We start from the raw sequence: 11,812 nt of genomic DNA, 5'->3' as shown, positions 1-11,812 counted from the left end.
AATCGCACGTGAGCACATTGTGCTCTGGGGTACCTAAAACCATTCCTTCACACCGCGGCAACTATTCGGATGGGACTAACAATTCTGCCACGCTAAATAAGCAAATGTTAAGTGTGGCATAAATAACTTTCCTTAGGTGCGCCCGGTTTATTCCATTTAGGCATACCTAAGAGTAAGCTCATCTCCGTAAACAACATTTGCTTAGCTTAATTCTTATCTTTATAAGCGAGGTTTCTCATGCTCGGATTGTGGTCGCGAAAACAGTCGGATGACATTCAGTCGCTTGCCGACGTCCCGGTGGGGGGAACCGTCACTCTGGGAGCGTCGCATGTGGATGAGCGCCTGTGTCGCAGGCTTTCGCAATTGGGGCTTCGTCCTGGAATGAGTGTCACGGTGGGACGGAGCACCAGCGGCGGTGGGCGAATCGTCCATGCAGGCGCAGCGCGCTACGCCATCGACGCCAGTACGCTGCACAAGATGTCCGTCGTGGGGTAGGTCCCCTACAACTCTTTTTCTCACCTCCCTCCTGAAAGTTAACAATGACAACACCTACGGATTCCTCAACGCGAAAATTCGCATCCACGCCCAGCTGCCATGCATGCAGCGGCGGAGCACCAGCAAAGGATGGTGCACCTGTTGTCGCAGTCGTAGGCGCACCGAACTCCGGTAAGTCAACACTGTTCAATAGTTTGACTGGCGCGAAAGCGCAGATGGGCAATTGGCCTGGTACGACCGTGGAGGTCAGCCGTGGCGCGTGGAAGACCGATTCTGCTGAGTACGATGTCATCGACTTCCCGGGCGCCTACTCGCTGGATGCCATGAGCCCGGACGAAGAGCTCACTCGCGAGATGCTCATCGAGAAACCGGAAGAAGAACGTCCGGATCTCGTCGTCGTTGTTGTCGATGCCACGGCACTGGGGCGTGGCCTCTACATGGCCGCGGAATTGGCGGAGCAGCCTCAGCGCATCGTTCTGGCGCTGACCAAACTCGATGTGGCCAAGGCCAAGGGCATCGATGTGAATCCGAACGCATTGCAGTCAGCTATGGGGATGCCAGTGGTGGCGCTGGATCCCCGTCGTAAAGCGGGAATGGCACGATTGGCCGACGCGGTAGCAGCGGCTCTGGACGGATGCAGTTCGGTGTCGTCACCGATTCGCCAGGCCGATGGTGAATCGATTGAACGCCTGGACGACGCACGCTTTGCCGCGATCGATGCGGCGGTTGCGGCATCTACGGGCGGGGTAGAAGATCGCCAGACTTTCTCCGACCGCATTGATAACGTGGTTCTCCATCCGGTGCTCGGACCGATTGTGTTCCTGGCAGTTATGTGGGCAGTCTTCCAGATCACGACGACGGTTGCAGCACCGTTGCAGGACGGTTTGGAAACCCTTATTACCGGTAATTTCGCAGATTTGGTTACCCGTGGATTAGAAGCAATGGGATGGGACCATCCGATTGTCACGGGGCTGCTTGTGAACGGCATCATCGGCGGTGTCGGCATGGTGTTGACCTTCGTTCCTCTGATGGCACTCATGTTCCTGTGCCTCGCGGTGCTCGAGGATTCAGGATATATGGCGCGTGCAGCCGTGGTGGCCGACCGTGTCATGCGTGCAATTGGTCTTCCGGGGAAGGCATTTATTCCGCTCATCGTCGGCTTTGGTTGTAACGTGCCAGCGATTTCGGCGACACGTGTGCTGAGTAATCCGCGCCACCGCATATTGACGGCACTACTGGTTCCGTTTACCGCCTGCTCGGCGCGCCTAACCGTTTATGTCATGTTGGGTGCGGTGTTCTTCCCGGAACACGCGGGCACAGTCGTCTTCGCTATGTACGTGATCTCGATTCTGTTGATCGTTCTAACCGGCCTTGCACTGCGTAAGACCTTGTGGCGCACCATGCCGTCGGAACCGCTGGTCATTGACCTGCCAACCTATCAGTTACCGACCGCACGACTGGCACTATCTGTGATGTGGATGCGACTGAAGGGCTTCCTGCAGACCGCTAGTGGAATCATCGTCAGCACTGTCATCGTCGTTTGGCTACTGATGTCTATCCCGGTTGTCTCCGGGCACTCCTTTGCCGATGAAGACCTGGCACCGCAGGACTCCGCATACGGTGCAGTCAGCGCAACTATTGCTCCTGTGTTTAACCCGGCAGGTTTCGGCACATGGTCTCTAGCAGGTCCGTTGGTGACGGGCTTTGTGGCCAAGGAAGCCGTCATTTCTACCTGGGCACAGACCTATGCAGTAGAGGACGTCACCGACTCGGATTCGACCGAACAGGCGTCCAGTCCACTCGCGGACAATATTCGACGTGACTTTGACAATGCATCCGATGGACACGGATTGGCAGCAGTCTGGGCATACATGATCTTCTTGCTGGCTTACACACCGTGCGTGGCTACGCTCGCGGCACAACGTCGCGAGATCGGCTTGAAGTGGACGGGCTTCGGTTTGCTAACGCAGCTGGTCGTTGCATGGGCACTGGCCGTGATTGTTTTCCAAGGGGTGAAACTGTTCTTGTAAAGCCTCGTAGATTCCTAGTAGCTTCGGCCAAGCTACTAAGTCACACTTGCGAACTAGAAATCAGGTCGAACAAAGAATCCCGATACGGAAAGGAGCTATCGCCGTGGGACTCTTTAGAGCCAGGAAGAATGCGACGGTTACTCGTCGGCCTTCAGAAGCTGTCCAAGATGCAATTGCGCAGGGTATTAGCTCCCGACGCAAAATCTGTGAAATCACCGGCCTGCAGCGAACAACGGTAGACCTCATCCTTGACCGAATGGAACACACCGGCCAACTGCGAAGGGAATCCCTCGGCGGCATGTGCCCAGGCGGAGGCTGCTCCAACTGCGGAATGTCCGACAGCGGTACGTGTGCTGGCGGTAGTTCTAATAGTGGCCCGGTCGCACTGGTTCTGACTCGCAGGCCACCTTCTGCAGCCTAAGTCTTGAGCTTCGGCTCGGTATTCTCCGCACACAATGCGGAGAATTTGGCTTGTCATGCGACAATAGCAGCTAGTATGACGAATTTTTCCAACAACTTTGATGAGGTCAGCGACGAAATGTCGCAGCAAGCCAGCACCTCGCACGAGATGGACGATTTTTTCATCGACGCTAATGATGCTGACAAAAACGCCGATAGTGCCTCCGGGGATGCGTTCGCGACGAACGTCGGCACGCAAAGGGAACCTACCGTCGGTGACTTGGATCTGGAGGCGCGATCCTCTCTGCGCCGGCTGACCAGGTCAGTAGCGCATACTGAGTCTGAAGAGGTGATGGTCGAGTACCGTCAGCTCCGACTGGAACGCGTTGTGCTGCTCGGTGTCTGGACATCCGGGACCCTGCAGGAGGCCGAAGTGGCGATGGATGAGCTCGCTGCGCTGGCGGAGACTGCAGGTTCGGAAGTTTTAGAGATGGTGCTGCAGCGCCGCGATAAGCCAGACCCTGGTACTTACGTGGGATCTGGCAAGCTTAACGAGCTTCGCGATATTGTCGCCTCTACCGGCGCAGATACAGTTATTTGCGACGGTGAGCTGTCTCCTGGCCAATTGGTGGCGCTGGAGGACCGGCTTGACGCCAAGGTTATTGACCGCACCATGCTGATTCTGGATATCTTCGCTCAGCACGCGAAGTCCAAGGAGGGCAAGGCGCAGGTCTCGCTGGCACAGATGCAGTACCTGTACACGCGTCTGCGCGGTTGGGGTGGCAACCTGTCGCGTCAGGCTGGTGGTCGCGCGGGCTCCAACGGCGGCGTGGGTCTGCGTGGTCCAGGTGAAACTAAGATCGAAACCGATCGTCAGCGACTACGCCAAGATATGTCGCGGATTCGCAAGGAATTGGCTGGCATGAAAACTGCGCGTGAGATTAAGCGCGCACGTCGTAAGGCTGGTCACCTGCCGCGCGTGGCAATTGTCGGCTACACCAACGCGGGGAAGTCTTCGTTGCTCAACGCACTGACAGGCGCTGGTGTGCTGGTGGAGGACGCGCTGTTTGCAACGCTAGATCCGACGACTCGTCGCACCAAGCTTCGCGACGGTCGCACGGTGATTATGACCGATACGGTCGGATTTGTGCGTCACTTGCCGACGCAGCTCATTGAAGCTTTTCGCTCGACCTTGGAAGAGGTACTCGAAGCCGACGTCATCATGCACGTCGTAGACTCCTCTGACCCATTCCCGCTGGAGCAGATTAAGGCTGTCAACAAAGTCATCAACGAAATCGCGGAGGAAGAAAAGGCCGAGATTCCGCCCGAACTGTTGGTAGTCAACAAGGTTGACAAGGCCGATGGCATCACTCTGGCCCAGCTACGCCACCAGCTCGATGATGCGGTCTTTGTCTCTGCGCGAACGGGTGAGGGGATTGGTGAACTGGAGACCCGACTCGAGCTTGCTCTCAATGAGCTGGAGTCTCACGTTCACATGTTGATCCCCTATGACAAGGGCAATATTGTCTCCATGCTCCACGAAGATGCGACCGTGCTGTCGGAAACATGGACGGAGCAAGGCACCCAGATGGATGTGCGTTTGCCCACTAGCCTCGCGGATGAACTGTCGGCATACCACATCGAACCTGCAGCAGATACTGACTTCACGGCGGATGCCTATGAGAATAGTAGCAACGACGCCTAGTCGGAATAGGGCGAGCGGCAAAGAGCTCCGGCAGTCCTTGGTTTAAGGCTGTATCCGTGGCGTGATCTGCGGTGGGCATCCACTAGCATTACAACCATGAATTCTACTTCTGACGCGGAGCCCCAGCAGGGAACCTCCGCAAATCCGCCTGCTGAAAACGCCGAACGTGGCCGTCTTTTCGGTTGGGATATTCACGGTGACGGTCGAAAGATTGCACCGGGAGCCGTGGTGGCTCCCAACGAACGCCTCGATTGGCCTCGCACGATTGGCATTGGCGCACAGCACGTCATTGCCATGTTCGGTGCAACTCTTCTGGTGCCGCTGTTGACCGGCTTTCCAGTCAACACCACACTGTTGTTCTCGGGTATCGGCACGATTGTCTTCCTCCTGATTACCCGAAATCGCTTGCCCTCTTACTTGGGCTCGTCGTTTGCCTTCATCGCGCCACTGACCGCGACACAGGCGCAGGGTATTGGTGTTCAGCTCGGTGTGGTGCTCTGCGCCGGCATCGCGCTCATGCTCGTTGGCTGCGTTGTAAAGTTCGCCGGCAAGCGTGTCCTCGATGCAGTGATGCCACCTGCAGTAACAGGAAGCATCGTCGCTCTCATCGGACTTAACCTGGCGCCTGCTGCCACGGAGAACTTCGCCACTCAGCCGTTGGTCGCATTTGTCACGATGGCATCCATTGTCTTCGCAACCGTCGCTGGCCGCGGTATGGTCAGCCGTCTGGGTGTTCTTATCGGCGTACTAATCGGCTGGGTCTTCGCCGCTGCCACCGGAAATCTCTCGCCCGAGGCTACAGAAACCGTCGGCAATGCCGCCTGGATCGGTCTGCCCGCATTCCACGCGCCGGAGTTCCACTTCAATGCGATGCTGATTGGTCTGCCCGTCATCGTAGTGCTCATCGCCGAGAATGTCGGTCACGTCAAGGCTGTTGCTGCCATGACCGGCCGAAACCTCGATGACATCGCTGGCGATGCTCTTATTGCAGACGGCCTAGCCACCACCATCGCCGGTTCAGCTGGTGGTTCTGGCACCACTACCTACGCTGAGAATATCGGGGTTATGGCCGCTACCCGTGTCTATTCGACTGCCGCTTACTGGGTGGCAGCTTTCACGGCCATTGCACTGGCTTTCATTCCAAAGTTTGGCGCACTCATCTTGACCATTCCTACCGGCGTGCTCGGTGGGGCAACGATGGTGCTCTACGGCCTGATCGGTCTGCTCGGTGTGCGCATCTGGATGGACGAAAAGGTCGACTTCAACAACCCGGTCAATCTCACCGCTGCCGCCACCGCGCTGATTGCGGGTATCGGCAACCTCACCCTCGACATCGGTTCGCTGACGCTGGAAGGCATTGCTTGGGGTTCGGTCGGCATTATTATCGGCTATCCAATTTTGAACTGGCTCTATAACCGCATCGGCGAGAACCGCTCGTAGGCCACCCGCCCAGGGCAGGATCTTGTACGAATGCTTAACGACGGAACCCCGTGACCGTTGCCACGATGTTTCGTCGTTAAGCATATTGCTTTAATCGCTCAAATCTTGGGCGATCAGCTGTGCAATCTGCTCCACCGCAACTGCGTTTGTACTGGTGACTGTGACTTCATCGCCATATCCTGCGCCGAGTGCCATCAGCATCAACGTTGAGGAGGCATCAGCCGGTTCGTTGTCGGGTTCGGGTGAATCAATGAGTTCGATCAGTATTTCTTCCTGAAATCGGGAGGCACGCTCAGCGATAACCGACGCGGGGCGGGCGTGAATACCCACCTTGGAGCCGACGTGGACGTGTTGCGTAGCCATGGGGCGGCACCTTGCCTTTCTGCTTATCGATTTCCTCGACACCAGTTCAGAGCTTAATCGCTTGGCAGGTTGGGATGGGGCATGTTTGGTGAAGTTTGCAGGAATGCTTCTGCGTACGCAGCTGGGTTTAGCGAAAGAATTTAGGCGCCCGCTGAAATGTCTGCTTCTAGGTTTTGATTATCGGTACTGACTTGCCGCGGCCACAGGCTTTTAGCTGCCACAACGAGAATTGCTGCCACTATGCTGCCCAAGACGATTGCAGCAAGCCATGCGACAGGATTGTCGATTGCAAACAGCACGAAAATACCTCCGTGCGGAACACGTGTGGCCGCACCCAAAGCCATTGAAGTGCCACCGGTGACGGCACCGCCAATCACAATCGACGGAATCACTCGCAGTGGATCTGCGGCGGCGAAGGGAATCACTCCCTCTGAAATGAAGGCCGCACCGAGCACCCAGCCCGCTTTGCCGTTTTGACGCTCCGCCGAACTGAACAGCTTTGGTCGGAGCACAACTGCCAGCGATGTCGCCAACGGAGGTACCATGCCCGCGGCCATCACAGCGGCCATAATCTTCCATGATGCTGGATCTGCCGAGGCAATGTTTGCGACGGCAAAAAGATAAGCAGCCTTGTTAATCATTCCGCCCATATCCACGCACATCATTGCGCCGAGAAGACCACCGAACAGGAACGCCGCTGCCGTATCCAGTGATTGCAGCCACTGCTGCAGGGCCATCATCAGCCATGCCAGCGGCATCCCGAGCAGCAGGTACATGGTGAGCCCAACGGCCATAGCCCCGAGCATAGGAATCACGACAACCGGCATCAGCGGTCGCAGCCAGTCCGGGACTTTCATCCTCAACAGTAGGGCTACAACTAGTCCCGCCAGAATGCCTGTCACCAGGCCCCCAAGGAAGCCGGCGCCAACCGTGACCGCGATGGCACCGCCAATAAAACCCGGTGCAATACCGGCTCTGCCAGCCATACCAAAGGCGATATAAGCACTCATTACAGCCACAATGACCTGCATGCCGTGGTTGCCAGTTGCAAAAAGCGCCGAGCCGAGATACAGCCACAGCCCACTACGATCAACTAGCACGGTGCCGAGTTCTTTTGTCGGCACAGCAATCGGGGCATCGAGTCCGATAACCTCCGGCAGCCGCAAATCCCTAGTCACGGCGTCAGCTACTAGACCCACCTGATGACCGCCGACGAGGAATCCCAGCGCAATCAACAACCCCGAAGCGGCCACGAACGGCACCATATAGCTGACACCGGTCATAATGGCGTCACGAACCCAGTGTCCGAAGGCTTTATCGCCGCTTAACGACGATTTATGCGCCCCCACCTTCGTAGTTGCTCGTACCCTCTCAGATGTAGGGCCTGCACCTGCATTACCGGTTTGCGAAGAGGCCTCTTTGTCGTGGTCATCCTTAGGTTGCGGTGCCTTTCGGTCGTAGGCGCGAACGCGTGATTGTTTTGCTACCGCCTTCGCTTGTTCAATAACCGCAGTGGGTTCATTGACTGCCTTACGAATTGGCACTTTGACCTGTGGTTTATCGCTGAAGCGCGTAAGCCCCGTAACTCCAATATCGGCCGCGATTACTAGCACGTCGGCCCGGTCAATTGCTTCTGCGGGGGCTTCCTGGGTTCCTGCCGAGCCCTGAGTCTCTACGGTTAGCGTGACATCAGCCATGCTTTCTGCCGCGCCAGTAAGCGCTTCGGCTGCCAAATAAGTGTGAGCGATGCCCGTGGGGCAGGCCGTAATGGCGACGATATTGGTCTTCGCCGGAGGTTTTTTCGCTTTCCGACGAGGCGCCTTGGTGATGTGCTCGCTAATAATCCGGGCGGCCTCTTCATCGCTTTCAGCACCGCGAAGAGCTGCTCGAAACCCCTTATCGCGAAGTGCTTTTGCGAGCGCAGCCAGAATATCGACGTGGACATCGCTGTTACTGGCTGGGACACCAATGAAAAAAAGCAGGTCCGCCGGCCCATCTGGTGTGGTGAATTCGGTAGCGCTGGTTAAGCGGGCAAACATCAGGGTCGGCGTCGACCAGTCCTCGTGGCGGCAGTGGGGGATGGCTATTCCGCCCGGCAGACCTGTCGGGGCCTTCTCTTCGCGTTCGAGGGCTGCTGCGACGATGCCGTTGCTGTCGGTGGCGCGGCCGGTATCTACAGCTTTAGCGATGAGGTAGTTAAGGATTTTCTCCTTTTGTGGACCGACATCTAGGTCAAGGAACACTGTCGACTCATCGGCCAGGTCTGATGCAATAGCGGGAAAATCTGCCGAAGAAGACATGGTTTTCTAATGTTCCTTATCTAGACATCGAAAAGCTAAGCGTCGAGCTGCCATAACCGGCCAGCCTCGGGGTGAACCTGTTCTGGATAGGGGATGGTCGTACCGGGGAGACTGGTTGCCGCCGCCCCATAAGCCACGGCGGTGGTTAGTGCATCTTGGTAGCTATCACCGCGTTCGCGGGACATAACGTAGCCGGCCAAAGCACAGTCTCCAGCACCGACCGTGGACTGAGCGACTATCGAGGGTGAGGTAGCAGCGAAACAACCGCCTGACTTCACTGAAAGTACCGCCCCAGCCTCGCCGAGAGTGGCAAGGACTTCGGAAACACCAAGTTCGTTCAGTGCACGAGCAGCCTGCGCTACGGGAAGATAGTTCCCTTCGGCTGCAGCGGCCTCAAGTTCTTCGCCGTCCTGATCAATGATTTGGCCAAGTTCGTAGGCGTTTGGCTTCATCAAAAAAGGCCGCACCTTCGGAAACGCGCGAACGACCTCAGTCAGTGGGCCGTCGCTAGTGTCCATAGCAACACGAATATTCGGGTTGACCGAATACACCGCTTCGGTGCATTGAACGTAAAAATCCCGGGGGACACCAGGGGGCAGTGAACCTGCGAAAACTACCCACGTGGCGCGTTTAGCATGGTGGATAAGCTTCTCCAGGACACGCCTACGGTGCGCTTTCGTCAATGTCATGCCAGGGGAATTGAGCTTGGTGGTCGTCCCATCTGGCTCTGCGAGTGTGAGATTAACGCGGGCTTCGTTAGTCGTGTTGATGGCTTCATGGGGTATGCCAGAGACTTCCAACAGACGTGTGAATTTTCCGGAGTCTGATGCCGGGTAGAGCGCGAGCGTCTTTTCTCCAGCGTAGTGCAACGCCTTGGACACATTAATTCCCTTGCCGCCAGCCATGTCCTCAGCCATTGGTAGGCGGAACACTCCACCTCGCTTGAGCTCCGTATCGAGGCGAGCAAGTCGATCGATCGACGGATTTACAGTCAAGGTCAGAATCATGAAGCAACCACGACCTCGACACCTTGCTCCCTGAGATCGTTCACGAACTGCTCCGGGGCAGAGGAATCTGTAATCACGACGTCGATATCTTCCAATGCCGCAAAGCTGACAAGGAAGTCACGGCCGAGTTTCGTCGAGTCCGCCATAACGATGACCTTGCGCGCATTCGTAATCATCGCGCGCTTTACCGCTGCTTCCTGCGGATCAGCAGTAGAAAGACCGTGGTCAATTGTCAAGGCATTAGAACCAATGAAAGCGACATCGGCACGCATAACCGCGAGAGTACGGAGTGCTGTATCGCCAGCAACCGCCTGAGTAATGACGCGAACTTGGCCGCCAAGGAGTTGAAGCTCAATGCGGTTCGATCCTGCGAGTGTGATGGCGTTGGGAAGAGAGTTTGTGACAACCGACCAACGGCGGTTATCAGGGGAGTGGACCATCAGCTCTGCAAGAGCCTCGGTGGTAGTTCCGGCATCGAGAAAAATTCCACCACCAGAGTCAGGAAGAAAATCGGCAGCACAGCGGGCAATAGAGAGCTTCGCGTCTTTCTGCGCGTTCTTTCGAGCGGCAACTGAAAACTCAACAGTCTGAAAAGAACGTGTAGCTACAGCGCCACCGTGTACACGGTGAACTGCGCCCTCTGCATCCAACTGAGCTAGGTCACGGCGAATCGTCTCTGCTGTGACATCGAAAGCTTCCGCAAGATCAGCGACCGTCACGCGCCCTTCGACTGCTGTCAAAGACGCAATCTTCCGGCGGCGTTCCTCTGCGTACATTCCCCGCTCCTTAGCTGTTAAGAATTCTCAGCTTTACTACCTGTTTCCAGTATGCCCGTTTATGTCTGTTTCGGGCAACGAAAATGTGGGAAATTAGAGACTGCGTAGGACGCTGACAATCTTGCCGAGGATCTTGGCGTGCTCCGCGGGGAGCGGGTCAAATGCGCGATTATGGGGCATTAGCCACTTGCCAGCAGCGTCTTCGTGCCATTCCTTGACTGTTGCTTCATCTTCAAACAGGGCTGCAACAAAGTCGCCCTGTTCGACCACGTCTTGGGAACGGACTACCACCCAGTCTCCGTCGAGAATGCCCGCGTCAACCATGGAATCACCCACGACCTTGAGTAGGTACAGCTGACCGGAGCCCGTAATCTCCATCGGAAGTGCCATATGACTTTCCACATGCTGTTCCGCCAAAATGGGGTTGCCAGCCGCAATCTGTCCAACGATAGGAACGAAGATTGGCTCTGGCATGTCCTCTGGCATCTCGGGAGTTTGGGTGCTGCCAGTGGCCTTTGGCCCAGGCTTTACCGGAGTGAAAGTGCCGGCTGAGGACTTCGAATCCCTTACGTTTACCGCACGGGGTTTGTGTGGGTCGCGGCGGAGAAAGCCCTTCTTTTCCAACTCCTTGAGTTGGTATGCCACCGACGAGGTGGAATTCAAGCCCACGGCATCTCCAATTTCTCGAATGCTCGGTGGGTATCCGCGAAGTACGACGGCATCCGAAATGACGTCAAGAATGCGACGCTGCCGATCGGTGAGTGTTTTAGGGTTTGCTTTCTTCTTTTGAGCCATGGAACATCCCTTCTCAAACTCTTTCGAATGAATCATAGCTCAAAACTGTTCGAATCGTCGAGCATCGAACACCGTGCGTCCTTGAATTCTTTGGAAAAGATCTGCATTATCCGTGTTCGGAGGCGGTGTCGGTCTCGAAAATCGAAAATAAATCCGGATAGCAGTAGACAACGTTCGAACATGGTGTTATAAATCGAACATGACAAGTTACTCGAACAGTCGTTTGATGAAAAGGTCTAGACGGGTTCACCGCATCCGCCCTTGGACATAGTCTCCACAGCGTCGGGAAACGGTCGTACAACTCTTATTCTCTCCAGGCCGGCAACGGTGGGAGAGTCAACGTTGGAAAGGGAGAAAACATGATGTCTACGGTTTCAACCGCGCTAGGTGTTAGTAGCGCATCTGATATTGATTTTTCTCAAGTTTCCGAGCTCTCTGCTCGGACGACACGGAAAGCCCCGTTGGTGTGGGGTGAACGTAGTGCGTCTTGCACACAGCACAT

Annotated in this window: 10 protein-coding genes; 5 read left to right on the top strand and 5 right to left on the bottom strand. The window is 56.2% G+C overall.

Features of this window, described 5'->3' with window-relative positions; translation table 11 throughout:
* Window positions 1-237 precede the first annotated feature (237 nt).
* From HMPREF2708_RS10835 to HMPREF2708_RS03515, 5 genes are all read left to right on the top strand, one after another.
* The gene (locus tag HMPREF2708_RS10835) at window positions 238-495 is read left to right on the top strand and encodes a FeoA family protein (RefSeq protein WP_083321850.1); all 258 of its coding nucleotides are present in this window, start codon (window positions 238-240) and stop codon (window positions 493-495) included.
* 44 nt (window positions 496-539) lie between these two features.
* Window positions 540-2,525, top strand: a complete 1,986-nt coding sequence (gene feoB / locus HMPREF2708_RS03525; RefSeq protein WP_070832386.1) for a ferrous iron transport protein B — start codon at window positions 540-542, stop codon at window positions 2,523-2,525.
* A gap of 103 nt (window positions 2,526-2,628) precedes the next feature.
* Window positions 2,629-2,946 (top strand): FeoC-like transcriptional regulator, encoded by a 318-nt coding sequence (locus HMPREF2708_RS10995; RefSeq protein WP_141762911.1) that lies wholly within the window; start codon window positions 2,629-2,631, stop codon window positions 2,944-2,946.
* A 75-nt stretch (window positions 2,947-3,021) separates the two neighbouring features.
* Window positions 3,022-4,629, top strand: coding sequence for a GTPase HflX (gene hflX, locus HMPREF2708_RS03520; protein WP_070832383.1), 1,608 nt, complete (start codon window positions 3,022-3,024; stop codon window positions 4,627-4,629).
* 96 nt (window positions 4,630-4,725) lie between these two features.
* The gene (locus HMPREF2708_RS03515; RefSeq protein ID WP_246840316.1) at window positions 4,726-6,069 is read left to right on the top strand and encodes a uracil-xanthine permease family protein; all 1,344 of its coding nucleotides are present in this window, start codon (window positions 4,726-4,728) and stop codon (window positions 6,067-6,069) included.
* A gap of 90 nt (window positions 6,070-6,159) precedes the next feature.
* Here HMPREF2708_RS03515 and HMPREF2708_RS03510 read toward each other — a convergent pair whose 3' ends face one another.
* The 5 genes from HMPREF2708_RS03510 to lexA all read right to left on the bottom strand — a co-directional run bounded on the left by HMPREF2708_RS03510 (window position 6,160) and on the right by lexA (window position 11,310).
* A complete protein-coding gene (locus tag HMPREF2708_RS03510) occupies window positions 6,160-6,432 on the bottom strand; it encodes an HPr family phosphocarrier protein (protein WP_070832380.1) in 273 nt (90 codons plus the stop codon).
* Window positions 6,433-6,572: 140 nt separating this feature from the next.
* Window positions 6,573-8,732 (bottom strand): PTS fructose transporter subunit IIABC, encoded by a 2,160-nt coding sequence (locus tag HMPREF2708_RS03505; protein ID WP_083321849.1) that lies wholly within the window; start codon window positions 8,730-8,732, stop codon window positions 6,573-6,575.
* Between the two features lie 35 nt (window positions 8,733-8,767).
* Window positions 8,768-9,739 carry a 1-phosphofructokinase family hexose kinase gene (locus tag HMPREF2708_RS03500; protein ID WP_070832377.1) on the bottom strand — a complete coding sequence of 324 codons (972 nt, stop codon included), beginning with the start codon at window positions 9,737-9,739 and terminating at the stop codon, window positions 8,768-8,770.
* Complete coding sequence (locus HMPREF2708_RS03495) at window positions 9,736-10,515, bottom strand: DeoR/GlpR family DNA-binding transcription regulator (protein ID WP_016422628.1); 780 nt, start codon at window positions 10,513-10,515, stop codon at window positions 9,736-9,738. The genes HMPREF2708_RS03500 and HMPREF2708_RS03495 overlap by 4 nt, the downstream gene beginning before the upstream one ends.
* A 93-nt stretch (window positions 10,516-10,608) precedes the next feature.
* The gene (lexA, locus tag HMPREF2708_RS03490; protein ID WP_005509663.1) at window positions 10,609-11,310 is read right to left on the bottom strand and encodes a transcriptional repressor LexA; all 702 of its coding nucleotides are present in this window, start codon (window positions 11,308-11,310) and stop codon (window positions 10,609-10,611) included.
* Between the last annotated feature and the right edge of the window lie 502 nt (window positions 11,311-11,812).

It is taken from the genome of Corynebacterium sp. HMSC073H12 (assembly GCF_001837775.1).
Classification (GTDB): domain Bacteria; phylum Actinomycetota; class Actinomycetes; order Mycobacteriales; family Mycobacteriaceae; genus Corynebacterium; species Corynebacterium amycolatum.
This window is presented reverse-complemented; position numbering and strand designations above follow the sequence as displayed.